The sequence below is a fragment of the Arthrobacter sp. CMU6 genome (genome assembly GCF_059090205.1).
Window position 1 is genome coordinate 13,326 of sequence record NZ_JBNHFL010000031.1, and the last position, 23,379, is coordinate 36,704.

Consider the following 23,379-nt stretch of genomic DNA (forward strand, 5'->3'; position numbering starts at 1 on the left):
CTATGCCACCTCCACTGACATCAGCATCAGCTCGCGGCCGCTGAGGACTTCGACGTCCGCGCTTCCGCAAGGGCAAAGCAGAATGAGATCGCTCAGGGTGAATTCGTCCTGGCAGCTGCGGCACCGGCCGCGGCCTTGCGGCTCCTCGATCTGCAGCTGTGCGCCGGCCAGCGGGGTGCCGGCCGCTGCCACGTCAAAACAAAAGCGCACGGCATCAGCTAGTACGCCGGAAAGGGGACCGATCCTCAGGTTGACCGCCGTGACCGTCCGTTCGCCTGTGCGGTTGAGAACGGCGTCGACAAGGCCCTGCGTGATGGAGAGTTCGTGCATAATCGCGCCCCTTCCTGCCAAGATAGGCTCGCTCCAGACAAAACGCAACTGTCCGGATGCGGGGGCCTAGCTCCCGGCGCGAACGCACAGTTGAGGCCCCCCGGAGCCACGAATTTGGGGCTTTAAATGTCCGTTCGCGCTATGTCCTGCGCCGGGCGCTAGGGTGGGATGATGCCGTCCTTCCAGACCAGACTCAAGATCACCGGGCTGAGGCCGGGCAACCCTCCGGAAGCCGTAATGGACACCGCTGTGGCGGCGCTGGGATCGCGGCACCACGTGGAGTCGCACCAGCTGGACCTGGCCGGCGGCGTGCCGCAGCTGAACCTGCGGTTCCTGGTGGAGGCCACCGAATACAACAGTGAGAACAGCGCGGCCAGGGAGTCGGCAGCCGTGATGCGCGACGCCGTCGAACGCGTTGCGCTGACAGGCTCGCTTTCTTTGCTCCGCCGCAGCCGCGGCCGCTGGGCGCCCGTCTAACGCTTAGACGCCCGGACCTTAAGCGCCGGAATCGGGGGTTCCGCCCGGTTCGTCCACGGGGGAGCGGTCGCCGCGCCGGCGGGTGGCGATCAGACCTACGACGGCGCCGATCACCAAGCCGGCGGCCGCACCGATGAGCGAACTCGCCCAGAAGGGCAGCCGCGTGGCGGAGCCCGTGAAGTAGCCCAGTCCGACGAGCCAGGTCGCCCACAGCACAGCTCCCAGCCCGGCACACAGGCTGAACCCCCGGGTGGAGACGTCGGCGATGCCCGCGGCGGCGGACGTGGCGAGCCGGCCCCCGGGGATGAACCGCGCACCGATGATGGTGCCGTAGGCGGAGGACCGGCCCGCCTTGGCGATGGCTTCGTGGATGCCGTGATGGATTTTTCGGCCCCACGCCCAGCGGTCAAGGATGTGGCTCAGCCGGCGCTTGAACAGTTGGAACACCACCATGTCGCCCAGCCAGGAGGCCGTGGCGGACAGGAAACCGACCAGGAAGAGGTTGGCGCGTCCCGCCGCTGACAGGGCACCGCCCGTGATCAGCACCATCTCGGAGGGTATCGGCGGAAAGATGGCATCACCGAGGACAGCGGGAATGATCCAGAAGTAGATCGCCGTGCTCCAGGTGTCCGGGTTGCCGAAGTCCATTTGCTCAACGTACCGCACCCGGAACCAGAGCGCCCCGCCCGGACCGCCGTGGAATAACGTCCGCCGGACAGGACCCCTACGCCTGACCGGGGGCACAATGCCACACTGGCTGCATGCGGATTGAGATCGTTGAGGGTGACATCACCGAACGGCCGGTTGACGCGGTGGTGAATGCGGCCAACTCTTCGCTGCTGGGTGGCGGTGGCGTGGACGGGGCGATCCACCGGGCGGCGGGGCCGGAACTGCTGGCCGCGTGCCGCGAGCTACGGGCAACGACGCTCCAGGACGGGCTGCCGGTGGGCGCTGCCGTGGCCACCCCCGGGTTCGGGTTGCCGGCGCGCTGGGTCATCCACACGGTCGGGCCCAACCGCCGCGCCGGGCAGACCAATCCGGCCTTGCTGGCGTCCTGCTTCACCGAGAGCCTGCGTGTTGCCGAGGGCCTGGGTGTCCGGTCGCTGGCTTTTCCCGCAGTGAGCGCCGGGGTCTACGGCTGGGACGCCCGCCAGGTGGCGCAGGTGGCCTTTGATGCCGTCCGGTCGTACGCCGCCCGCCGTTCTGCCGAAGGCGGCGAGGACGGCGTCGAGCTGGTGGAGTTCGTGCTCTTCAGCCCGGAAACCGTGGCGGTCTTCCGGGATGTCCTTGAAGGTGCTGAGTAGCGTACCTCGGCCTGGCTAGCGGACTTCGCTCAGCTCGAGGCGGCTGCGGTACTCGACGGGCTCTTTGGTGATGGGGTCCACGAAACGGATGCCGCGTGCCAGCAGCTGGAGTGGCTTGGTGTAGTCGTCCGGGGCCTTGTCCAGCAGCTCGGGGTAGAACGAATCGTGCAGGATGCCCAGGCCCAGTGAGGCCATGTGCACCCGAAGCTGGTGGGTTTTCCCGGAGTGCGGTTCAAGCCGGTAGAGCCCGCGGGAACAGGTGGCGGGCGAACCGCCGTCGGAAGTTTCGGCGTCGAACGTCCGCAGCAGGTCGATGCGGGTCTCCGCATTCGGCTCGCCGTCGATCACCTCCGCCAGAAGGTAGCTGCGGGACTTCGTCATCCGGTTGCAAACCACCACCGGGAAGTCGACGACGGGATGCCCGGCAGCCGGTTCAGCGGCGGACACGCACTCGTATTCCTTCTGGACCTGGCGCTTCTCGAACAGCACCTGGTACTTGCCGCGGGTCTCCGGGTTGGTGGAGAGCAGGAGGATGCCCGCGGTCATGCGGTCCAGGCGGTGCATCGGGATCAGGTCCGGGAGGTCCAGCTGGTTCCGGAGCCGGACCAGCGCGGATTCCTGGATGTACGTGCCCCCGGGCGTGGTGGGCAGGAAGTGCGGCTTGTCCACCACCAGGATGTGCTCGTCCTGATGCAGGATGTTCAGCTCGACGGGGAGGCGGGTTTCCGGCGGGAGCGTGCGGTAGTACCAGATGAAGGTGTGGTCCTCGAGCCTGGTGCCGCGGTGCAGGGGGATGCCGCCCTCGCCCACGATCTCGCCGGCGTCGAACCGGTCCTCGATGCCCTGCGGGTCAATGTGCCCCCAGCGGTGCATCATGTAGTCCATTGCGGTGGTCCAGGGGCCCTCGTCCGGGAGGCGCAGACGGGTGGCGTTCACGCCGTCGCGCACGGGAAGGGGGGATTGCATCACCGGTCCATTCTACTTTGCCCCCTCCTGCCCCCGTTTCGACGGTTCCCTGCCGCGCTAGACGATGCCCCACGTCGAGTGCGCAGGGGACCATCGAAGCGGTCACGGACGGGAAAAAAGTTCTTGACAAATAAAATTGTCGGTAGGGATACTTGAGCCATGTTGGACATCGAAGTGATCGAGGACCCGGCGGCGGCAGAGGCTTCGCTGGATCCCATCCGGACCCGCATCCTACAGGAACTGGCGGAGCCGGGCTCGGCAACGCAGCTCGCCGCGAAGGTGGGGCTGCCGCGGCAGAAGGTGAACTACCACCTCAAGGCACTGGAGCGGCACGGCCTCGTCGAGCTGGTGGAGGAGCGCCGCAAGGGCAACGTCACCGAACGTGTGCTGCGGGCCACGGCGGCGTCCTACCTCATCTCCCCGGTGGCGCTGCAGTCGGTGGCGCCGGATCCGCGCCGTTTCGCGGACCGCTTCTCCGCCTTCTGGCTGCTGGCGCTCGCCGGCCGCATGGTCCAGGAAGTGGGGAAGCTTATCGCCGGTGCTGCCGCCGCGCGGCAGAAACTTGCCACGTTCGCGATCGACGGCGAGATCACCTTCCGCACCGCCGCTGACCGTGCGGCTTTCGCCGAGGATCTCGGCGTGGCGGTCACGCGGCTTGTGGACCAGTACCACCATGGCGGCGCGGGGGGACGGAAGCACCGGCTTGTCGTCGCGCTTCACCCCGCACTCAAGCCGATAGCACAAGACCCATCCAAAAAACATTCCAGCCAAGGAGCAGGACAATGACTGATGACAGGAAATTCGAGATTGTTTTTGACACCGAGCTGCCGGGCACCCCGGAACGGGTCTGGGAGGCCGTAACCAAGGGCACTCCGGGCTGGATGTTTCCCACGGACCAGTGGCCGGACGTCAAAACCGTGGAGGAATATCCGCAGCATCTGGTGTCGCGCATGGACGGCCCGGACGGCTGGTTCAACCAGCTGGAGCATGTCCTGGAGCCGTTGGACGGCGGGCGGGCAAGGCTCCACTACGTCCACAGCGGCATCTTCGCGGACAACTGGGACGAGCAGTACGACGGCGCCAGCAAGCACACGGAGTTCTACCTTCACACGCTGGGCCAATACCTGAAGCACTTCGACGGCCAGCCCGTCGTTTTCACGGACATCCAGGCCCCCGCCGGCTCGCAGACGCCGGACGGCTTCGTGCGGCTCAAGATGGCCCTCGGCGTGGAGGGCGCCTCCCAGGGGGACGCTCTCAATGTGGAGGTCGACGGCGTCGGGCGGCTGAGCGGGCAGGTGGACTTCTCCAACGAAAACTTCCTGGGCCTGCGGACCGCGGACGCCATGTATCGGTTCTTTGGCCGCAATGCGTTCGGCGCGCCGGTGGGCATGACGGTGCATGACTTCAGCGGCAGCGGCGATTCCGAGACCACGGCAAAAGCGTGGGGTGCATTCCTCGAAAAGGTCTACGCGTAGTTCCGGACCGCGCCGGGGTGTCAGGCGGGGCTCGGCGTGAACTCACTGTAGGCCGCCGTTGCGCCGCCGAACATCAGGCGGCATGGGGCCTCGTGGTCGAGTGCCCAGGTCCTGTAGGCCAGGCCCAGGGCGCGGTGGCCGCCAGTTGCAGCGGCCACCTGCGAATCGCGGAACGAGCGGAACCCGTCGTCCACCGCCCGCACTCCCTGATCAGGCGATGGCGGCCGCGGGGGAATCCCGGAGGGTCCGCCTTAGCTGCGGCGCGGCGTCCAGCCTGTCCTGGGCGGCCCGCAGCGCGAGGACTGCGGTCTCCAGCTGGTCCGGGGGCAGTGTGAACGGAATGCGGAGGAAGTTTTCAAACACCCCGCCCACGCCGAAACGCGGGCCGGCAGCGAGGCGGATGCCGAGTTCCGGGGCTATGACGGTCAGTGCAGTGCTGCTGGGTGACGGCAACCGGCACCAGACGGCCAGGCCGCCGTTGGGCCTTTCCGCCTCCCACCGCGGCAGGTGGGCCTTGAGCAGTTCCAGCAGTGCGGAGCGGTTCTCGCGGAGCGCGCACAGCCGGGCAGGCAGCGGACCGGCCAGGTTCCGCACCAGGTGGGCCGCCGCAAGCTGCTCCACCACCGGGCCGCCAAGATCCATCGTGGTCCGGACGGCCGCGAACCGCTGAATGAGGCTTTCCGAGGCGCGGATCCAGCCCGTGCGCATTCCCGCCCAGTGTGACTTGCTGAGCGATCCGATGGACACCACGGACGGACTGAACGATGCCAGCGGAGCCGCTGTGCCGCCGTCGAGGTTCAGCTCACGGAGGGTCTCATCCACCACCAGGACAGTGCCCGACGCTGCGGCGGCGCGGACCAGCCGGCGGCGCTGGGCGTCGGGCATCAGCCGGCCGGTGGGGTTGTGGAAATCCGGAACCGTGTAGGCCATGCGGGGCCGCTGCTGCAGGAGGGCAGGCTCGATCGAGTCCAGATCCCAGCCCCGCTCCGACGCCGGCGGAAGGGGCACCGGCACCATGCGGCAGCCCGTGGCGCGGATGGCATCGAGCGCGTTCGGATAGGTCGGCTGCTCCACGAGGACCTTGTCCTGCTTCCCCACGAGCGCCCGCAGCACGATGTTGAGCGCATGCTGCGCGCCGGATGTCACCAGGATCTGCGCGGCCGTGGTGGGCACGCCGGCGTTGGCATAGTGGCCGGCGATCGCCTCCCGGAGGGCCGGGACGCCCAGGGCGTCGTAGCCGAAGCCGGGCAGCAGGGCGGGCAGTTCCGTGAGGGCAGCGGCGAACGCCTGATGGACCGCCTCGCCGCTGGCCGGGAGCGACGCATACGCGAGGTCGATGACGCCATCGGGAACAGCAAGGCCCGGCGCCCCCGACAAGCCCGCACCCTCGTCCCGCCCCTGGCCGGCCGCGTATGCGGTCCGCGGCAGGCACGTGCGGCTGCGCGTGCCTTGGCCGCTGCTCAGGAACCCCTGGTCGCGGAGGCTGGAATATGCCGCGGTCACCGTGGTGCGGCTGACGGCAAGGGCGGCGGACAGCGTCCGCTCGCTGGGCAGCGCGGTGCCCAGCGGGATGCGCCCGTCAAGCACCAAAAGGCGCACGACGTCGGCCAGTTCGCGGTAGGCGGGAGCGTTCCCGCGGTGCCACTGGCCCAGGAGACGGGCAAGGGCGGTGGGGTTGAGGGAGCCGGACATCAGGCCAGTATCTCAAACTGGCCATGGAAAACAAGGCCAGTTCTGCCGCAGGATGGTTCAATGATGATCCGCAGACTTGCACAGCTCTTCACCGGCCTGGCCATGTATGGCATATCCCTGGCCCTGTTTATCCGGGCCGGGCTCGGACTCGACCCGTGGGACGTGTTCCACCAGGGCGTTGCCGGCAAGACCGGGCTGAGCATCGGCGTGGTGGTCATCATCGTCAGTTTCCTGGTGCTTCTGCTGTGGATTCCGCTACGGCAGCGGCCGGGCTTCGGCACACTGTGCAATGCCGTCCTCGTGGGGGTCTTTGCCGACGTCGGGCTCGCCCTGATCCCGGCGTTCTCCCACCTCGGCGGCCAGATCGCGATGCTGGCCGGCGCGGTGCTGCTCAACGGGATCGCCTCCGCGTGCTACATCGGCGCCCGCTTCGGCCCGGGGGCCCGCGACGGGCTCATGACCGGCCTGGCACGGCGCAGCGGCTGGTCGGTACGCCTCTCGCGGACACTGATCGAGGTTGTGGTGCTCGGCGCAGGCTGGCTCCTCGGCGGTTCGGTCGGCGTGGGGACCGTGGTTTATGCCCTGGCGATCGGCCCTCTGGTCCAGCTCTTGCTGCCGTACTTCATGGTTCCGGCCCGGGTGCCGGCAGGAGATCAGGCCGCTCGTTCGAAGCCCGGGGACCAGCCCGCCGATCCAGCGGCCGGGGACCGCAAGGGCGGGTCCGGGGCGCCGGTCGCCGTTCCCTGACGGGCATCTTCCCGGGGGACGCGCATCCTTCCCCGCGACGCGCTACCAGTGTGGGGACGCCCGCATGTGCGCGTCCCCCGGCCGGTTCCGCGTCCTTCGGCTGTTTGCTTGTCCCGCGGCGCGGTTGTCAGGTTTCGGGCGCGCCCAGCAGCGGCTGGCACTTGGGACAGAAGTAGATGTCGCGTTCCTCCGTGACTATCCCGGCTTGGCCGCCCCGGACGCTGTTGCCCGGCACGCTCTTGCCCAGCACGCCGTGCCGGATGGGGGTCCGGCAGCGCAGGCACGGCTGGTGCTCGCGCCGGTACACCCAGTAGCCGGGACGGCCGGCAGCCCGGCCCACCGGAGTACCACGGGCGTTGAGCAGTGTTGTCCGCCGGCCCGGTCCGAGGTTCGCCTCGAGCAACTGCTTGGCGGCGGCAAAGATCGCGGGCCAGTCGGTCACGGCAGCAACAGGCGTCGCCGGGTGGATGCCGGCCAGGAAGCATACCTCGCAGCGGTAGATGTTCCCGATGCCGGCGAGGTTGCTCTGGTCCAGGAGGGCCACCCCAACCGGCACCTCGGGCCTCGCCGCCACGCGGCGCTCGGCCTCGGCCGGGTCCCAGTCCGGGCCCAGCAGGTCCGGGCCCAGGAATCCCACAGCCTTGTCCTCTTCGCCGGTCTTGATCACCTCCAGCAGGCCAAGGGAAAATCCGACGGCGTCGGCAACAGCCGTGCGGAGCACGCACCGGGCCGTGAATCCCGGCTTCCGCCACCTGCCTCCTGGCGGGTAGATCTGCCAGCTGCCCTCCATTTTCAGGTGCGAGTGGATGGTCAGCCGCTCGTGGTCCGGGCCGGCGAGCCGCATCAGCAGGTGCTTGCCGCGGGGGACAACCTCCTCCATGGTCCAGCCGGCCAGGTTCAGGGTGGCGAAGCGGGGCACGCGGAAATCGGACGCGAGAAGTTTCTGGCCGGCGAGGGCAGTGTGCAGTTGGTTGGCGGCGCGCCAGACGGAGTCGCCTTCAGGCACGGATCCTCAGCCCCTTCGGTGTGGAGTATGCGCCGGCAGCAGTCAGTGCCAGTGCCGCAGGGGTGTCGAGGATGCCGTGGCCGTTGACCTTTTCCATGACGAGCTTGTCCACTGCCCCGCGCTTCACCACGTCCACGAGGGCTCCGGCAGCGGCGGCGAGAACGGATTCGTCCTCCGTAAAGACCAGCAGCGTCTTCCCGCCCCGTTCGACGTACAGCGCCAGCGCGCCGTCGACCAGCACCACCAGCGCACCGGCCTTCCGCCCCGGGCGGTGCCCGCTGCCGGCTTCGACGTTGCCGGCGGGCCACGGCAGGGCGGCGCCGTAGGGGTTGGCCGGGTCTGTTGCCGCCAAGGCCAGCGCCACGGGTTCCGGCTTGGTCAGTTGGGCGTCCTCGGTATACGAGCGCAGCCGGTCGACGGTAGCGGGCACGGCGAACTGGGCAGCACCGAGGTGTTCGATGAAGTACCCCCGCCGGCACCGTCCGGCCTCCTCCAGCCGGGCCAGGACCTTGTACATGAGCCCGAATCCGCCCAGGATGTTCTCGGCCATGACTGATCCGCGCGTGACCACCCCGTACCTGTCAAGGAGCAGCTCCGCGGTGGCACGGGCGTGGATGGTGGGATCGAGCTCGGGTGTGGGCAGCGCGGACCAGCGCCCGGCCGCGAGCGGCGGAGTGGGGACCGCGCCGCCGACTGATCCGTAGCGCCCGCCGGAAAGCCCGGGCGAACCGAGCAGGCCCGTGCCGTGCGAGCGTCCCAGCCGGCTGAGGCGCGGGGCCCGGGCCCGTGGGGCGCGCGCGACCTGCCGGTGGGCTGTGTGTCCGCCCGCGATCAGGGCCCGGACCGGGGCGAACGTGTCCCCGGTGATCCGGCCGGCCCAGGCAAGGTCCCAGATGGCGGACACGACGTCCTGGTCGCCCAGCACCGCGTCCATGCCGCCGGCAATGTCCGTCAGCTGCCGGAAAAAGTAGCCGCCGCCGTTGGCCAGCAGGTGGTCCAGCAGCCGGCGCTGGGCATCACCCGGTTCAAAGTCAGGGGCCGGATTCAGCGTCAGCTCCATCGAATCCGCCAGGTGCAGGCTGATCCAGCCGTCGTTGCCCGGCAGCGAGCCGGCGCCAGACCAGAGGACCTCGCCGGCGGCCATGAGCTCGTCCAGCATGGCGGGCTGGTAGTTGGACACCCGGCCGGCAAGCACCAGCGGTTCCCAGGCGGAGGCGGGTATGGGCATGCCGGAGAGCTGGTCCACGGCGGTGATGATGCCGTCCAGCCCGCGCAGTGCCGGCTGTCCCCGTCCGGCGCCCGGCGTGCAGACATGCTGCCAGGCCGGCAGGAACCTGCCATAGGCGGTAACGTCCACGGGCTCCACCTCTGCCCGCAGTGCGGCGAGCGAGCGCCGTCGGAGCTTGCGGAGGACTTCGGCGTCGCACCATTCGCTGCCGGCCAGGGCCACGGTGGCTGAAGCGGCGGCCGACGCAGCCGCCGCTTCGGCGACGGGGTCAAGGCCGGAACCGGAATCTGCCTCGGACATGGCAGCGGCGCGTCCGCCGGCAGCGGATTCGGCGTGGGGCCGGAATTCGCCTTCCACCACGCGGCCGTCGGCCGCGAGCCGCTTCAGGGCGGTTCCCACGACGGCGGCACCAAGTCCCAGCCTGGCTGCCGCTTCGGTGGCGGTGAACGGGCCATGGGTGCGGGCATAGCGCGAGACGAGGTCGCCCAGCGGGTCCGCCACCGGCTCGATGAAGGCGAGGGGGACGCCCATGGGCAGGGGGACGCCGATGGCGTCGCGCAGCCTGGCGGCGTCTTCCACCGCGGCGAAGCGTTCGACGCCGGCAATGGTGACCTTGATGGCCCGGTTCGCCCGCTGGAGGGCGGCGAGGTGGGCAGCGGCCTCGGCCGTTGATGCCTGTGCTTCCGCGGCCTCGGCGGGCTCAGCCAGAGGGGTTTCGGCGGGCTCAACCAACGCGGTTTCGACGGGCTCAACGAACGCGGTTTCGGTCTCGGCGGGCCCAGTCAAAGGGGCGAGCCTGGCGGCGACTTCCCCGGCGTCCAGCGGTCCGAGCAGCCGGAGAAGATCGGCCACCCCCTCCATGCCCCGGACTTTCCGGTCAGGCACAAGGCGCTGCAGCTCGCGTTCTGTGGCGTCGATGACCCGGGCGTCCAGTAGTTCGCGCAGCTCCACCCGCCCCAGGAGTTCGTTGAGCAGAGTGGAGTCGAGCGCCAGCGCAGCCGCCCGGCGTTCGGCGAGCGGGGAATCGCCTTCGTAAAGAAACTGCGCCACGTAGCCGAACAGCAGGGACTTGGCGAACGGGGACGGCTGCTGGGTGGTGGTCTGGACAATCCGGAGTTCGCGCCGTTCAACCGAGGCGGCGATATCCTTCAGGGCCGGCAGGTCGTACACATCCTGCAGGCATTCGCGGACGGTCTCCAGCACGATCGGGAACGACGGGAATTTCCGGGCGACATCCAGCAGCTGGGCGGACCGCTGCCGCTGCTGCCACAGCGGCTGCCGTTTGCCGGGTGTCTGCCGCGGCAGCAGCAGGGCCCGCGCGGCACACTCGCGGAAGCGGGAAGCGAACAGGGCACTGCCACCCACCTCGGCGGTGACAATCTGCTCCAGCTCCTCGGGGTCGAACAGGAACAACTCGGCGCCGGGAGGCTCGTCCTCCATCATCGGCACGCGGAGCACGATGCCGTCGTCGGCCGCCATGGCGGACCCGTCCACGCCATACCGCTGGTGCAGCCGCTGCCCCACGGCCAGGGCCCAGGGCGCGTGGACCGGCATGCCGAACGGGCTGTGCAGAATGACCCGCCAGTCGCCGAGTTCGTCGTGGAAGCGCTCCACCACGAGGGTGGTGTCGCTGGGGACCACCTCCGTGGCCAGCTTTTGTTCGGACAGGTACTGCAGGAGGTTGTTCGCGGCGAAGTCGTCAAGGCCGCTGGCCTTGCAGCGTTCGGTGGCGGGGCCGACGTCGGACGCCGACAGTTCGCGGACGAACGCGCCGAGGGCGCGGCCCAGGTCCACGGGCCGTCCCAGCGAATCGCCCTTCCAGAAGGGAAGTTTGCCGGGCTGGCCGAAGGCGGGGGAGACCAGCACGCGGTCGTGCGTGATGTCCTCGATCTTCCAGCTGGTGGCGCCCAGCGCGAAGATGTCGCCGACGCGGGATTCGTAGACCATCTCCTCGTCGAGCTCGCCCACCCGCCGGCCGCCCTTGGCAGGGGCCGTGCCCGGGCCTTTGCCGTCACCCGCTCCGGCCGGCGAGGCCGACCCCTCGGTCTCCGTGCCGATGATGTAGACACCGAACAGCCCGCGGTCCGGGATAGTGCCGCCGGACGTGACGGCCAGCCGCTGGGCACCGGGCCTGCCCTCGATGGTCCCGGCGTTGCGGTCCCAGACGATCCGGGGCCGGAGCTCGGCGAATTCATCCGAGGGGTAGCGGCCGGCCAGCAGGTCCAGCGTGGCCTCGAAGGCGGACCGGGGGAGCGTGGCGAACGGGGCGGAGCGGCGGACGGTGGAGAACCATTCCTCCACGTCGATGCTGCCCAGCGCGGTTGCCGCCACAGTCTGCTGGGCCAGGATGTCCAGGGGGTTGGCCGGCACGCTCAGCCGCTCGATCTTGCCGTCCAGCATGCGCTCAACGGTGATGGCGGTGTGCACGAGGTCCGCCCGGTGCTTGGGGAACAGGTAGCCCTGCGAGATCTCGCCCACCTGGTGCCCGGCGCGGCCCACGCGCTGCAGCCCGCTGGCCACCGACGGCGGCGATTCGACCTGCACCACGAGGTCCACGGCACCCATGTCGATGCCGAGTTCCAGCGATGACGTGGCCACCACGCAGCGCAGCCGGCCGGACTTGAGGTCGTCCTCGATCAGGGCACGCTGGTCCTTGGACACGGAGCCGTGGTGGGCCCGGGCCAGCAGCGGCTCGGCCCCCGCGGTGGCTCCCGCCTGCGCCATCATGTGCGCGGGTGTGGCGGTGGACGCCGGAACGCCGCCGGGCGGGGGTGGAGCGGGATCGTCCCAGCCTCCGCCCACCGTCAGGAGTTGGCGTTCCGCGTGGATTTCGTTGAGGCGCGCGGTCAGGCGTTCGGCAAGCCGGCGCGAGTTGGCAAAGACGATGGTGGACTGGTTGGCCAGCACCAGGTCCACGATCTTTTCCTCCACATGCGGCCAGATGGAGGCCTGCGGCTGCAGGCCGGAGGCCGGCCCGGAATCGAAGGCTCCGGCGGCGCCCTGGAGATCGGACATGTCCTCCACGGGGACAGATACGGTGAGGTCCCAGTTCTTCTTCGAGGGCGGGGCGACGATCTCCACGGGTGCCGAACCGGCCAGGAACTGCGCCACGAGTCCCCGCGGCTCGACGGTGGCCGAGAGCCCGATCCGCTGCGCAGGGGCAGCGAGCAATGCGTCAAGCCGCTCGAGCGAGACGGCCAGGTGCGCACCTCGCTTGGTGCCGGCCACGGCGTGGACCTCGTCCACGATGACGGTGTCCACCTCGCTGAGCGTTTCCCGCGCCCTGGAGGTGAGCATCAGGAAGAGGGACTCGGGGGTGGTGATCAGGATGTCCGGCGGGTTGCTGAGCAGGGCGCGGCGGTCGGAGGCGGGGGTGTCGCCGGACCGGACTCCGACGGTGATCAGGGGAGCCGGCAGGTCCAGCCGTTTGGCGGTCTGGGTAATGCCGATGAGCGGGGACCGGAGGTTGCGTTCGACGTCGACGCCAAGCGCCTTGAGCGGGGAGATGTACAGTACCCGGGTTTTCCGCTTGGGCTTCCGTGCCCGAGGCTGTCTGGGTTTGGCCCCGGTGGAGGGTTCGTCTAGCCCGGGCAGCACTTCAGCGTCGGGCGGCACGGCGGGGGCAGGCAAGGCGCCGGCGGGTGCTGACGATCCGGACACCAGGAGCCGGTCCAGCGCCCAGAGGAACGCCGCGAGGGTTTTGCCGGAGCCGGTGGGGGCCACCACCAGGGCGTGTGAACCCGATGAAATCGCATTCCAGGCACCCTGCTGGGCGGGGGTGGGCTCGGAGAATGCACCGAGGAACCACTCCCTGGTGGGCCGGCCGAACTGGCCCATGGAGTCCCCGGCGGACGTGCCGCCGGAATTGCCGGCGGGCTCCTGCGACTGCATGCCTCCATCATGCCTCAAGGTACTGACACGTAGAGGAACATCAGGTCGGCCCTACCCGGCCGGGGGAAGGTCGCGCGTGGCCGGCCCCTCAAGGACCTGCCCGTCGCTGCTGAACCGGGAGCCGTGCAGCGGGCAGTCCCAGGATTTCTCGTTGTCGTTCCAGTGCAGGATTCCGCCCAGGTGCGTGCAGACGGCGGACAGGCTGCACGTCGTTCCGTTAACAGTGGACGTGCCCACGGGCTTCCGGTCCCGCAGCGCCACAGTGCCCGCGCCCTCGGCCGGTACTGCGCCGTCCGAGGGTGGCAGCTTTCTCAGCCTGCCCCAGTCCTTTGCCAGCGTGGCGGCCACTCCGGCGTTCAGGGTCACGGCCGAGGCTGCGCCCGGAGGGGATGTCACCCGGCGGTGGATAGTGTTGGCCCACGGCAGCTGGCCGCCGAGGATGTCCGCGGCGATGCCCAGGGAAGCGGCCACCGCGTTGGTCATGCCCCACTTGTTATAGCCGGTGGCGAAGAAGATGCGCCCGCGGCCGCGGGGGAGCTTGCCGAAGAACGGCATGAGGTTGGTGGCCTGGTAATCCTGCGCGGACCAGGTGTGGGTGACGGCGGCAACAGGGAAGTGCTGCCGCGCCCAGGACAGGACGTCCTCCAGGTGCGCCTGTTCCGAGCGCGCCTTTCCCACCGGGTGCCCGTTGCCGCCCACGAGGAGCAGATTCCGGCCATCCGCGGGGTAGTCCCGGATGGAACGCACGGGCTGCTCGACGGACAGGTACATGCCTTCCGGCGGTGCCGCATCTCCGGTCAGCTCCAGGGCTGCGGCGTAGGAGCGGTTCGGCTTGAGCTTGGCGAAGTAGAGGCCGCGGTTCAGAATCGGGCTGCCCGTGGCCAGCACCACCGAGTCGGCCTGGACCGATCCGCGGTCCACGTGGACGGTTGACGGCCCCGCGCCGGTGACGTTCCGGACCCGCTCCCCGGTGACAATCCTGCCGCCGTGGCTACGGACGTCCTCCGCCAAAGCAGTGAGCACATCCATGGGGTTGATCTGGGCCTGGTTGCGAAGTCGCACGGCTCCCCGCACAGGAAACGGCAGCCCCGCGTCCCGGACGTAGTCCACTTCCAGATCGGCGGCGAGGGCTGCGACAAGTTCCCCGCGGACGGCTTCCGTGCCCTGCGGCGTGGTGGCGTAAGTGTAGGCATCGCGCACCTGGAACGGCACACTGCGCTGCTCGAGGTACCGCAGCAGCCACGCCTGGCCCTCCCGGTTGCCTGAGACGTACGCGTCCACCACCTTCTGGGGGTACTGCTGCCGGAGGGCGGACAGCACGGTGCCCTGCAGCAGGGTGACTTTGGCGGTGGTGTTGCCGGTTGCCACGGCGCCCAGCCCGCGGGCCTCCAGGACAAGTACGTCCTGGCCGGAGCGGGCCAGCAGCAGCGCCGTGGTCAGGCCGGTCAATCCCGCACCCACCACCACGGTGTCAAAGGTTTCGCCGGGGGTGAAAGGGTCGCTGGTGAAAGTGTCGGTACGGTCCAACCAGAGTGACGTCACGTGTCTCAACCTGCCTTTGGCCTGCGTCTTTGCCGCGGGGCGTTCCCGCGGCAGGCCTGGTGCTGCCACCCAGGGCCCCGACGTAATCGTAAGTGTACTTACGGAGTCAGGGCCCGAACAGGCTTGGAGCAGGGCACGCTGCCCGGGGCAAGCTTTGCGTCAGCGGGCCTGGAATGCGCCGATGCTCAGGAGCTCAATGGAGGCATTGCTGCAGGCATCCGAAGGCCGGGCCACGAAGAGCGATGCGGTGTCCTCCGGAGGGTAGATCCGGAATCCGGCGGCAGCGGTCTTCTTGCAGTCCGGGTAGTTCCCTGCCTGCGTGTAACGGAGCACCGCGGTGCCCGACTTTCCGGGTGCCAGCAGGACATCCTGGACGGCGACGGAGGTGTCGCGCTGGGCCGGGGCGCCGATTGGCTGGCCGTTGGGTCCGGCGGTCAGGGACACGCCTGCGAAACCCTTGAGGTGGCAGGCGGTCTGGCCGCTGTTGGTGAGGATCAGCTCCATGTAGACACTGCCGGCGGCGCCGCCGCCGGTGGCATCCGTGGTGGCCTTCAGCCCGGATGCCTTGCACAGCTGGGTGCCGGCGGCGGTGGACTGCGGTGCCCCTGAACTCGAAGTTGGCGAAGCCGGCCGCGGCTGAGTAGGTGAAGCAGAGGACGACGGCGGTGCGGATGTTGCGGGGGCCGCCTGCGTGCTCGGGGTGGCTGTGCCGGTTGCCAGTTCGGTGGTCCCCTGGGTGGCGGGCTGGCTTGGTCCGCAAGCGGTGAGCAGCAGAGCCAGTGCGGCAGCCGCCGTCGTGCCTAATAGTCCGTTGGTGATTCGCTGAGGCCTCATGGCTCTAACATTGCGGGCATGACTGCCGGAGTCAACGACGGCGCGGCGGACGGGCAAATTAATGGCAGGATTGTGACCTGCACGCGGGGACTCCCTTGGTTCGGGTTGGGACCGTTTGTGCCGAGCGAGATGCAACGATTACCGAATTGCCTAGCGCAAAATTTGCTCGTTCAAGGGAAATTGTTGCGTTGATATGCAGATTTCGCTGTGCCAAACTGATCTTGGTCTCGCTTGTCCACACCTTGCAGGAATCGAAACGCCGGCAAGGAAAAGCCGGTAAGAAAATATGCTCATCGTCTGGCCGCGGTCCATCATTCATTTCCGTGGCCAGAAGTGTCCTTCGGTAAGGGGGATGCGCAGGGTTGAGGGGAGACAGCTCGGCACTCGTCCGCGGCAACGCCGCTGCGGACGTTCCTGAAGAGGCGCATCAGTCATTGGTTTCCGGCAACGCCGCCGAAGCCAATAACGATGGGGGCTGAGGTTATGACCGGTTGGCTTGTCCGCTGGAGTCTTAAGTTTAGATTGATTGTTTTAGCCGCTGCTGCCGGCATTCTGGGGTTCGGATTAACCACCCTGCCGTCAATGCCAGTGGATAACCTTCCAGAGTTCTCTCCGCCGCATGTGGAGATTCAAACCGAGGCACTGGGCCTGTCGGCCGTGGAGGTCGAACAGCTTATTACCTCTCCTATGGAGGCCGACCTGCTGAACGGGGTTGCCTGGCTCGACGAAATACGTTCGAAGTCAGTCCCTGGCCTCTCCTCGATTGAAATGGTTTTTGAGCCTGGCACCGACATCCTGCGCGCCCGGCAGCTCGTGGCAGAGCGGCTGACGCAGGCTTTCGCGCTGCCCAACGTGTCGTCTCCGCCGGTACTGATGCAGCCGCTCTCCTCGACGAGCCGCGTCATGATGGTGCAGATGACTTCCCAGGACGTCTCACCAATCGACATGTCCGTCCTGGCCCGCTGGGACGTCAAGCCCGCACTGATGGGTGTCCCGGGGGTGGCAAACGTCTCCATCTATGGCCAGCGCGAACAGCAGCTGCAGGTTCAGGTGGACCCGAAGCAGCTGCGGGCGAAGAACGTCACCCTTAACCAGGTGGTGGAGACTGCCGGAAATGCGGTGTGGGTGTCGCCTTTGAGCTTCCTGGAAGCATCAACCCCGGGCACGGGCGGCTTCCTTGAGTCCGCCAACCAGCGCATCGGTATCCAGCACGTGCTTCCGATCCGGACACCGGCAGACCTCGGCAAAGTCAGCGTGGAGGGTGCCGCTGACAAGTCGCTGACGTTGGCCGACGTCACCACCCTGAGCGAAGACCACCAGCCGCTGATCGGCGACGCCGTGACTGGCAAGTCGCCGGGCTTGCTGCTGGTCATCGAGAAGTTCCCGGATACGAGCGTCGCGGACGTGACGAAGGGTGTTGAGGCGGTGCTGGACGGCCTGCGTCCTGGCCTTTCCGGCATCACCGTGGACTCCACCGTGTTTCGCCCGGCCTCATTTGTTGAGTCCGCCGTCGGCAGCCTGGGCCTTGCCCTGCTGGTCAGCCTCCTGGTGGTCACTGCGGCGATCGGCATCGCATTCCGCTCCTGGCGGTACGCCGTGCTGGCCCTCGTTTCCATTTCCGTGGCGGCCATGGCTGCGGCGCTGGTGCTGCAGTTCCAAGGCGCGGTCCTGAACATCATGGCGTTCGCCGGTCTGGTCCTTGCCCTCCTCGTGGTTATTGGCGACGTCATCACGGACCTGCACAGCTTCCGGCGGGAATCGGCCGATGACCGGGTATCGCGCGAAGCACTGCTTGCCCACGGGCTGCAGCGGTCCCGCGTTCCTGTCCTCTTCGCCGGGCTCACCGCGCTGCTCGCACTTGCTCCGGCGCTGTTCGTTCAGGGCGTGGAAGGTGCGTTCCTGAAGCCTCTGGTGCTGTCCTACCTGTTGGCTACCGCCGTGGCGATGCTGATTGCGCTGACTGTCACGCCTGCCCTGGCGAGCCTGCTGCTGCGGGGTCGCATGCGGCCCCGGCGCAGCCTTTCGATGGTCCGCAAAGCCCGGCTCGGCTATGAGCGCTCGGCGCGGGCCTTCACTGGAACGGTTGCCACGGTGTTCGCCCTTGCGGCGGCTGCCATGGCCATCGCCGCGCTGGCGATCGTCCCGGGAGCCACGAAGGAACTTCCCGTAGTGGCCTCTGTTCCCGACCGGACCCTGCTCGTGGAATGGGCGGCGGGGGCCAGCACAGGGGCCGACGTGATGAACAGGGTCATGACCAACGCCAGCGAAGAGCTCAGCGGAATCCGCGGAGTCTCCTCCGTGGGCGGCCATGTGGGACGTGCCATTACCTCCGATAGCTCCGCTGACGTCAATGCAGGCGAGCTCTGGGTGACCATGGAGGACGGCGTCAACGTCAGCAGGGTGCGCTCAGAGGTGCGGGAGATTGTTGAGGGATACCCGGGCCTGACGGCGAAGGTGACCACCTACCCGGAGCAGCAGGTTGCTGCTGCCAGCGAAATCGACAACCGCCAGTTCCGGGTGCGCGTTTACGGTGTGGACCTGGACATCCTCCGCCAGAAAGCAGAGGAGATCCGCGGGATCCTGTCACGTACGGCCGGCGTTGTCGAGCCGCAGGTGGAGGTCACGGTAGACCAGCCGGTAGCGGAAATCGAGGTTGACCTCGCCAAGGCGCAGAAGCAGGGCATCAAGCCCGGCGACGTCAGGCGGGCAGCTGCGACCGTCCTGCAGGGCATCGAAGTCGGGTACCTGTTCGAGCAGCAAAAGGTCTTCCAGGTGATCGTCAAGGGTACGGAATCCACGCGCAACAGCCTGAGCAGCGTTACCGACATGATGGTCGACAAGCCTGAAGGCGGGCAGGTCCGGCTGGGTGACGTGGCCACGGTCACGCTCCGCCCCAACCAGACCGTGATCCACCATGACGACACCTCCAGGCGCATCGACGTCGTGGCCAACATCCAGGGTCGCAACCTCGGTGACGTGACCAAGGACGTCCAGGCCGCCATCAAGGGAATGCAGTTCCCGGTGGAGTACCACGCTGAGATCCCGCCGCAGTACGCCGAAAAGGAAGCCGCCGGCGCGTTTATCTGGTGGCTCGCCCTGGCGGCGGCAGCCGGCATCCTGGTCCTGCTACTGACGGTCCTGGGCAACTGGCGGCTCGCTGCCCTCGTCTTCGTGCTGCTTCCGGTAGCGCTGTCCGGCGGCATCCTCGCCGCCGACCTGGCAGGCGGTTTCGGCTCTGTGTACGTTCTGGTGGCCCTGGCGGCAGTGCTCGCCCTGGCAATCCGGGACGTGATCATGCTGATGGGAACGTACCAGTCGCTGCAGTCCCGTGCCCCGGCGGACTCGCCGGCGCACCTCATGCGGCAGGCGGCTGGAGAGCGGCTGCTGCCAACTGTTCTGACCACCGTGATCACCGGACTGGCACTGGTGCCGCTGGTGCTGCTCGGCGGGCCGGTCGGCGGAAGCATGCTCCTTCCGCTGGCGCTGGTTGTGTGGGGCGGGCTTATTACCACTGCCCTCCTGACCCTCTTTATTCTGCCGATCCTCTTCCTGCGCGTTGGTCCACGCACCAACACGGACTGGGGGAGTTCATTGGTGATTAACAACGGACCGGTTCTGGCAGAGAGGTCGGAATTGTCATGAAAAGCAATAGTGATTTTGGGGGCTGGCGTTCTGTTCTGGTGCTGGTCTGCGCAGCATCGATCGGCCTCTCCGGATGCGCCACGGTAAAAACCGCCGCGACACCCGCCGGGCAGGCAGCGTCGACCATGGAGAAAGCCGGCCCGGACCTGAACAAGCTGACACTGACCGACAAGGCAGTGGAACGTCTCGGAATCACCACGGTCAAGGTGACCAAGGGCAAAGGCAGTCCCCTCCAGGTGCCCTACGGCGCCCTGGTCTACGACGCCAACGGCAAGACCTGGGTCTACACCAATCCCGAGCCGCGGACCTACATCCGGGCCGCGGTGACGGTGGACAAGATCGCCGACAACAACGTGCAGCTCCGGTCCGGTCCGGCTGCAGGAACCGATGTTGTCACCGTTGGTGCCGCGGAACTGTTCGGCGCCGAATTCGGCACTAAGGGTCACTGACATGCGCCGGATCGTCGGGTTCAGCCTGAAATTCCGCGCCTTGGTGGTGGCCATCGCGGTGGCAATGATGGCGTTCGGCGGCGTCCAGCTCAGCACGGCCTCGGTGGACGTCTTTCCCGAATTCGCGCCGCCGAAGGTGGAGATCCAGACCATCGCCATTGGCCTGACCGCCGCCGAGGTGGAGCAGCTGGTGACCGTTCCGCTCGAAGACGCCCTCAACGGCGTCGAAGGGCTGGACGAGATCCGCTCCAAGTCTGTGGAGCAGCTCTCCTCAATCGTGCTGATCTTCGCTCCGGGGGCGGACCTGCTCAAGGCCCGCCAGCTGGTTTCGGAGCGTATCGCCACCGTCACGCCGTCGCTGCCCACCTGGGCGGCGCCGCCGGTGATGCTGCAACCGCTGTCGTCCACCAGTCGGGTCATGAAGATCGGGCTGACCTCGGACCAGCGTTCGCTCATGGAAATGTCCATGATCACGTACTGGAAGATCCGCGCCCACCTGCTGCGGGTTCCCGGCGTGGCCAACGTGGCCATCTGGGGTGAGCGTCTGCAGATGCTGCAGGTGCAGGCCATTCCGGAGAAGCTGAAGGCCAACGATGTCAGCCTGAACCAGGTGATGGAGGTCACGGCCAACGCGCTCGACGCCGGCCTGCTCCAGTATTCACCGGGTTCCGTCATCGGCACCGGCGGCCACATCGAGACGCCCAACCAGCGGCTCAGCATCCAGCACGTGCTGCCGATCACGACACCGAAAGACCTCGCACAGATCACCATCGAGGAGAAGAACGGGAAACCGCTCCGGCTTGGTGACGTGGCCAACGTCGTGGAGGACCACCAGCCGCTCATTGGCGACGCCGTGATCAACCAGGGCCAAGGCCTGATGCTCATCGTCGAGAAACTTCCCTGGGGCAACACCCTGGAAGTCACCCGGGGTGTGGAAGCAGCGCTGGAACAGATGGAGCCAGGGCTCAGCGGCATCGCGGTCGATACGGAGATCTTCCGTCCGGCCACCTTCATCGAGGAGTCCCTGAACAACCTCAGCCGCGCGCTGATGCTGGGCTGCATCCTCGTGGTGCTGGTACTGGGCGCCTTCCTCTTCCAGTGGCGGACGGCGCTGATCAGCCTGATCGCCATCCCGCTGTCGCTGGTGACGACGGCATCCGTCCTCTACCTCACGGGTGCCTCGGTGAACACCATGGTCCTGGCGGGGCTGGTGATTGCCGTCGGGGTGGTGGTGGATGATGCGATCATCGACATCGAGAACATCATCCGAAGACTCCGGCAGCACCGCGCGGAGGGCGGGACACGGTCCACGGCCTCGGTGGTCCTGGAGGCCTCCCTGGAGGTCCGCGGACCGATCATCTACGCCACGCTGATCATCATCGCCGCGGCGGTGCCGATCTTCTTCCTGCAGGGACTGACCGGGGCCTTCTTCAGGCCGCTGGCCATCTCTTACACCCTGGCGGTGCTGGCGTCGATGCTCGTGGCGCTGACCGTTACCCCCGCACTGGCGCTGATCTTCATGCGGAAGGTTCCCCTGAAGGAACAGGAACCGCCTCTGGTGAGGGTGCTCAAACGCGGCTACCGCGCGGTCCTGAGCCGGATGGTGAAGCGGCCCGTGGCGGGGTACGCGACCTTCGGGGCCATGGCGGCCATCGGTGCCATCACCGCACCGCTGCTCGGGCAGTCGCTGCTGCCTGACTTCAAGGAGCGCGACTTCCTAATGCACTGGCTGACCCAGCCGGGCACGTCGGTCACGGAGGAGTACCGCGTCAGCCAGAAGGCCTGCGAGGAACTGCTCACGATTCCGGGTGTCCGGAACTGCGGCTCCCACATCGGGCAGGCATTCAACGCAGATGAGGTCGTGGGTGTGTACTTCGGTGAGAACTGGATCAGCATCGATCCCGCGGTGGACTATGACCAGACACTGAAGTCAATCCATGAAGTGGTGGATGGCTATCCGGGTATCGTCCGCGATGTCCAGACCTACCTGAAGGAGAGAATCCGCGAGGTTCTCACCGGAGCCAGCAACGCCGTCGTCGTCCGGCTTTACGGGGATGACCTGGCGCTCCTGCGCTCAAAGGCGGCGGAAATCCATTCCATCTTTGACGCCACCGAGGGAGCCATTGACGTCCAGACGGCCCTGCAAAAGGACATTCCTCAGATCAATATCGAGGTTGACCTGGCCAAGGCCCAGAGCTACGGGCTGAAGCCGGGCGACGTCCGCCGGGCTGCGGCAACCATGGTGGCCGGCGAGGAAGTCGGCGACGTCTACCGGGGCGGCAAGGCCTACGACGTCCAGGTCTGGAGCCCGCCGGAGGTTCGTTCGGACATCACCAGCATCCAGAACCTGCCGATCGACACACCGAGCGGGAAGAAGATCCTGCTGTCCGATGTGGCGAGCGTCCAGGTCAAGCCGACCCCGAATGTCATCCAGCGCGATGCACACTCGAGGCGGATCGATATCCAGGCCAACGTGAAGGAAGGCACGCTGGGTACCGTGGTTGCGGCCATGGAGGAGGGGCTCAAGAAAGTGGAGCTTCCCCCGGGCTTCCGTACGCAGATCCTGGGTGAGTTCCAGGAGCGCCAGGCGGCAACCAACACCCTGCTGACACTCGCCATCGGGGCGCTGGCCGTGATCTACCTGCTCCTGCAGGTCGCCTTCGGAAGCTGGCGGCTGGCGACGCTGGTGATCCTCACACTCCCGATTGCCTTGGTGGGCGGGGTGTTTGCCGCCTTCATGGGCGGAGGCGTCCTGTCACTGGGGTCCATTGTGGGCTTCCTGACGGTCATGGGCATCGCGGCCAGGAACGGCATCCTGCTCATCAACCACTGCCAGCACCTGGAGAAATACGAGGGTGAAAAGTTCGGCCCCGAACTGGTGCTGCGGGGCGCCGGGGAACGCCTCTCGCCGATCCTCATGACCACCCTGGCCACCGGGCTTGCCCTGGTGCCGCTGGTGGTCCTGGGGAACATCCCCGGGCATGAGATTGAACATCCCATGGCCCTGGTGATCCTCGGCGGGCTGGTGACGTCCACGCTGCTCAACCTGTTCGTGGTCCCGTCGCTGTACCTAAGGTTCGCCAAGCCGAAGGCCAGCCGGCACCAGGCACCGCCGGAGCCCGTACTGGTTAACGCCTAGCCACGGGCCCGCAAGTCCAGCCGCCGCCCACGCCCCGCCACCCGCGGGAACGTGGGCGGCGGTGGTGCGGGGACGGAATGCGTGCTGGAGCCCGCACGGCGGCGGCGCAGCTCCAGCGCCAGGCTCTCTTGCCCGCGGGCCATTGCCCAGCGGTGGTTGGCCTCGAAGCCGGGCTTCAGCAGCCAGCTGAGCCGCCTCAGCAGCGGCTTGGTGGCAGTGACCCGCCAGTCGTAGGTGACCAGGACTTCCGGCCCGTCCTGCTCGAACGTCCAGCGCCCGGTCCCGTCCAGGTCGCCGGTTGCCCGGATTGCCATACCCCTGCTGCTGATGGGTTCCGTGACGGTCAGGGTCCAGCGGAGCGTGTAGGGGAGCCAGCCCTTGGTGCGGAGCCTGGCCATCCGCCCCATACCGTTCTCCTGGCCCGGATGGATGGGGTCCACCCGGAGGTACACGGACGGCCACCAGCGGGCGAGTCCGACGGGGTCGCCGAGGATCTCGGCAACCTCGTCCGCGCTGCCGGCCACCCGCCAGACCGTAAAGAAGGCGTAGTCCGTGCTCCCGGTGCCCCTGGCGTTCATGTGAGCCTCCTGCCCGCGAAAAGATCTGCCACCATTCAAGCGCGTGCCGCCCGTCCGCCATAGACTGCTGGCGTAAGTC

18 protein-coding genes are annotated in these 23,379 nt (G+C 67.7%); 8 read left to right on the plus strand and 10 right to left on the minus strand.

Annotation, left to right across the window (positions count from 1 at the left end):
- On the minus strand, nucleotides 1-330 hold the full coding sequence (locus AC5RWD_RS18905) for a hydrogenase maturation nickel metallochaperone HypA/HybF (protein WP_494021482.1): 330 nt from the start codon (nucleotides 328-330) through the stop codon (nucleotides 1-3).
- Nucleotides 331-501: 171 nt separating this feature from the next.
- Between AC5RWD_RS18905 and AC5RWD_RS18910 the strand changes: the two genes are divergently transcribed.
- Entirely contained in the window at nucleotides 502-807 is a 306-nt protein-coding gene (locus AC5RWD_RS18910; RefSeq protein WP_494021483.1) for a hypothetical protein, read from the plus strand.
- 18 nt (nucleotides 808-825) lie between these two features.
- Here AC5RWD_RS18910 and AC5RWD_RS18915 read toward each other — a convergent pair whose 3' ends face one another.
- The gene (locus AC5RWD_RS18915) at nucleotides 826-1,455 is read right to left on the minus strand and encodes a DedA family protein (protein WP_494021484.1); all 630 of its coding nucleotides are present in this window, start codon (nucleotides 1,453-1,455) and stop codon (nucleotides 826-828) included.
- A 113-nt stretch (nucleotides 1,456-1,568) separates the two neighbouring features.
- On the opposite strand from AC5RWD_RS18915, the gene AC5RWD_RS18920 reads away from it, so the two are divergent.
- Nucleotides 1,569-2,111, plus strand: coding sequence for an O-acetyl-ADP-ribose deacetylase (locus AC5RWD_RS18920; protein WP_494021485.1), 543 nt, complete (start codon nucleotides 1,569-1,571; stop codon nucleotides 2,109-2,111).
- 15 nt (nucleotides 2,112-2,126) lie between these two features.
- On the opposite strand, the gene AC5RWD_RS18925 is transcribed toward AC5RWD_RS18920, so the two are convergent.
- On the minus strand, nucleotides 2,127-3,077 hold the full coding sequence (locus AC5RWD_RS18925) for an RluA family pseudouridine synthase (RefSeq protein ID WP_494021525.1): 951 nt from the start codon (nucleotides 3,075-3,077) through the stop codon (nucleotides 2,127-2,129).
- Between the two features lie 159 nt (nucleotides 3,078-3,236).
- Here AC5RWD_RS18925 and AC5RWD_RS18930 point away from each other — a divergent pair, with 159 nt between their 5' ends.
- A complete protein-coding gene (locus AC5RWD_RS18930) occupies nucleotides 3,237-3,863 on the plus strand; it encodes a helix-turn-helix domain-containing protein (RefSeq protein ID WP_494021486.1) in 627 nt (208 codons plus the stop codon).
- Nucleotides 3,860-4,552 (plus strand): SRPBCC family protein, encoded by a 693-nt coding sequence (locus AC5RWD_RS18935; RefSeq protein WP_494021487.1) that lies wholly within the window; start codon nucleotides 3,860-3,862, stop codon nucleotides 4,550-4,552. The genes AC5RWD_RS18930 and AC5RWD_RS18935 overlap by 4 nt, the downstream gene beginning before the upstream one ends.
- A gap of 20 nt (nucleotides 4,553-4,572) precedes the next feature.
- Here the strand turns inward: AC5RWD_RS18935 and AC5RWD_RS18940 are convergent, their stop codons facing one another.
- Both AC5RWD_RS18940 and yczR read right to left on the minus strand, forming a co-directional pair.
- On the minus strand, nucleotides 4,573-4,746 hold the full coding sequence (locus AC5RWD_RS18940) for a hypothetical protein (protein ID WP_494021488.1): 174 nt from the start codon (nucleotides 4,744-4,746) through the stop codon (nucleotides 4,573-4,575).
- Between the two features lie 16 nt (nucleotides 4,747-4,762).
- The gene (gene yczR / locus AC5RWD_RS18945) at nucleotides 4,763-6,244 is read right to left on the minus strand and encodes a MocR-like transcription factor YczR (RefSeq protein ID WP_494021489.1); all 1,482 of its coding nucleotides are present in this window, start codon (nucleotides 6,242-6,244) and stop codon (nucleotides 4,763-4,765) included.
- Between the two features lie 60 nt (nucleotides 6,245-6,304).
- On the opposite strand from yczR, the gene yczE reads away from it, so the two are divergent.
- Nucleotides 6,305-6,991 (plus strand): membrane protein YczE, encoded by a 687-nt coding sequence (gene yczE / locus AC5RWD_RS18950; RefSeq protein ID WP_494021490.1) that lies wholly within the window; start codon nucleotides 6,305-6,307, stop codon nucleotides 6,989-6,991.
- Between the two features lie 127 nt (nucleotides 6,992-7,118).
- Here the strand turns inward: yczE and AC5RWD_RS18955 are convergent, their stop codons facing one another.
- The 4 genes from AC5RWD_RS18955 to AC5RWD_RS18970 form a co-directional block, all read right to left on the minus strand.
- Complete coding sequence (locus AC5RWD_RS18955; RefSeq protein ID WP_494021491.1) at nucleotides 7,119-7,997, minus strand: Fpg/Nei family DNA glycosylase; 879 nt, start codon at nucleotides 7,995-7,997, stop codon at nucleotides 7,119-7,121.
- Nucleotides 7,990-13,116, minus strand: a complete 5,127-nt coding sequence (locus AC5RWD_RS18960) for an Lhr family helicase (protein ID WP_494021492.1) — start codon at nucleotides 13,114-13,116, stop codon at nucleotides 7,990-7,992. The genes AC5RWD_RS18955 and AC5RWD_RS18960 overlap by 8 nt, the downstream gene beginning before the upstream one ends.
- 51 nt (nucleotides 13,117-13,167) lie before the next feature.
- Nucleotides 13,168-14,658 carry an FAD-dependent oxidoreductase gene (locus AC5RWD_RS18965; protein WP_494021493.1) on the minus strand — a complete coding sequence of 497 codons (1,491 nt, stop codon included), beginning with the start codon at nucleotides 14,656-14,658 and terminating at the stop codon, nucleotides 13,168-13,170.
- Between the two features lie 159 nt (nucleotides 14,659-14,817).
- On the minus strand, nucleotides 14,818-15,492 hold the full coding sequence (locus tag AC5RWD_RS18970; RefSeq protein ID WP_494021494.1) for a DUF4232 domain-containing protein: 675 nt from the start codon (nucleotides 15,490-15,492) through the stop codon (nucleotides 14,818-14,820).
- A 483-nt stretch (nucleotides 15,493-15,975) separates the two neighbouring features.
- On the opposite strand from AC5RWD_RS18970, the gene AC5RWD_RS18975 reads away from it, so the two are divergent.
- Genes AC5RWD_RS18975 through AC5RWD_RS18985 form a run of 3 tightly spaced genes read left to right on the plus strand, consistent with a single transcriptional unit; the run spans nucleotide 15,976 to nucleotide 22,722 of the window.
- Nucleotides 15,976-19,134, plus strand: coding sequence for an efflux RND transporter permease subunit (locus tag AC5RWD_RS18975; protein WP_494021495.1), 3,159 nt, complete (start codon nucleotides 15,976-15,978; stop codon nucleotides 19,132-19,134).
- On the plus strand, nucleotides 19,131-19,583 hold the full coding sequence (locus AC5RWD_RS18980) for a hypothetical protein (protein WP_494021496.1): 453 nt from the start codon (nucleotides 19,131-19,133) through the stop codon (nucleotides 19,581-19,583). Before AC5RWD_RS18975 ends, AC5RWD_RS18980 begins: the two co-directional genes overlap by 4 nt.
- 1 nt (nucleotide 19,584) lies before the next feature.
- Entirely contained in the window at nucleotides 19,585-22,722 is a 3,138-nt protein-coding gene (locus AC5RWD_RS18985) for an efflux RND transporter permease subunit (RefSeq protein ID WP_494021497.1), read from the plus strand.
- On the opposite strand, the gene AC5RWD_RS18990 is transcribed toward AC5RWD_RS18985, so the two are convergent.
- Complete coding sequence (locus AC5RWD_RS18990) at nucleotides 22,719-23,300, minus strand: SRPBCC family protein (RefSeq protein ID WP_494021498.1); 582 nt, start codon at nucleotides 23,298-23,300, stop codon at nucleotides 22,719-22,721. The genes AC5RWD_RS18985 and AC5RWD_RS18990 overlap by 4 nt on opposite strands.
- Nucleotides 23,301-23,379 lie beyond the last annotated feature (79 nt).

Bases quoted from the DNA above. Each gene is read 5' to 3' on its own strand.
- AC5RWD_RS18905 (WP_494021482.1), bottom strand. From the start codon at position 330: ATGCACGAACTCTCCATCACGCAGGGCCTTGTCGACGCCGTTCTCAAC.
- AC5RWD_RS18910 (WP_494021483.1), top strand. From the start codon at position 502: ATGCCGTCCTTCCAGACCAGACTCAAGATCACCGGGCTGAGGCCGGGC.
- AC5RWD_RS18915 (WP_494021484.1), bottom strand. From the start codon at position 1,455: ATGGACTTCGGCAACCCGGACACCTGGAGCACGGCGATCTACTTCTGG.
- AC5RWD_RS18920 (WP_494021485.1), top strand. From the start codon at position 1,569: ATGCGGATTGAGATCGTTGAGGGTGACATCACCGAACGGCCGGTTGAC.
- AC5RWD_RS18925 (WP_494021525.1), bottom strand. From the start codon at position 3,077: ATGCAATCCCCCCTTCCCGTGCGCGACGGCGTGAACGCCACCCGTCTG.
- AC5RWD_RS18930 (WP_494021486.1), top strand. From the start codon at position 3,237: ATGTTGGACATCGAAGTGATCGAGGACCCGGCGGCGGCAGAGGCTTCG.
- AC5RWD_RS18935 (WP_494021487.1), top strand. From the start codon at position 3,860: ATGACTGATGACAGGAAATTCGAGATTGTTTTTGACACCGAGCTGCCG.
- yczR (WP_494021489.1), bottom strand. From the start codon at position 6,244: ATGTCCGGCTCCCTCAACCCCACCGCCCTTGCCCGTCTCCTGGGCCAG.
- yczE (WP_494021490.1), top strand. From the start codon at position 6,305: ATGATGATCCGCAGACTTGCACAGCTCTTCACCGGCCTGGCCATGTAT.
- AC5RWD_RS18960 (WP_494021492.1), bottom strand. From the start codon at position 13,116: ATGCAGTCGCAGGAGCCCGCCGGCAATTCCGGCGGCACGTCCGCCGGG.
- AC5RWD_RS18970 (WP_494021494.1), bottom strand. From the start codon at position 15,492: ATGAGGCCTCAGCGAATCACCAACGGACTATTAGGCACGACGGCGGCT.
- AC5RWD_RS18975 (WP_494021495.1), top strand. From the start codon at position 15,976: ATGACCGGTTGGCTTGTCCGCTGGAGTCTTAAGTTTAGATTGATTGTT.
- AC5RWD_RS18980 (WP_494021496.1), top strand. From the start codon at position 19,131: ATGAAAAGCAATAGTGATTTTGGGGGCTGGCGTTCTGTTCTGGTGCTG.
- AC5RWD_RS18985 (WP_494021497.1), top strand. From the start codon at position 19,585: ATGCGCCGGATCGTCGGGTTCAGCCTGAAATTCCGCGCCTTGGTGGTG.
- AC5RWD_RS18990 (WP_494021498.1), bottom strand. From the start codon at position 23,300: ATGAACGCCAGGGGCACCGGGAGCACGGACTACGCCTTCTTTACGGTC.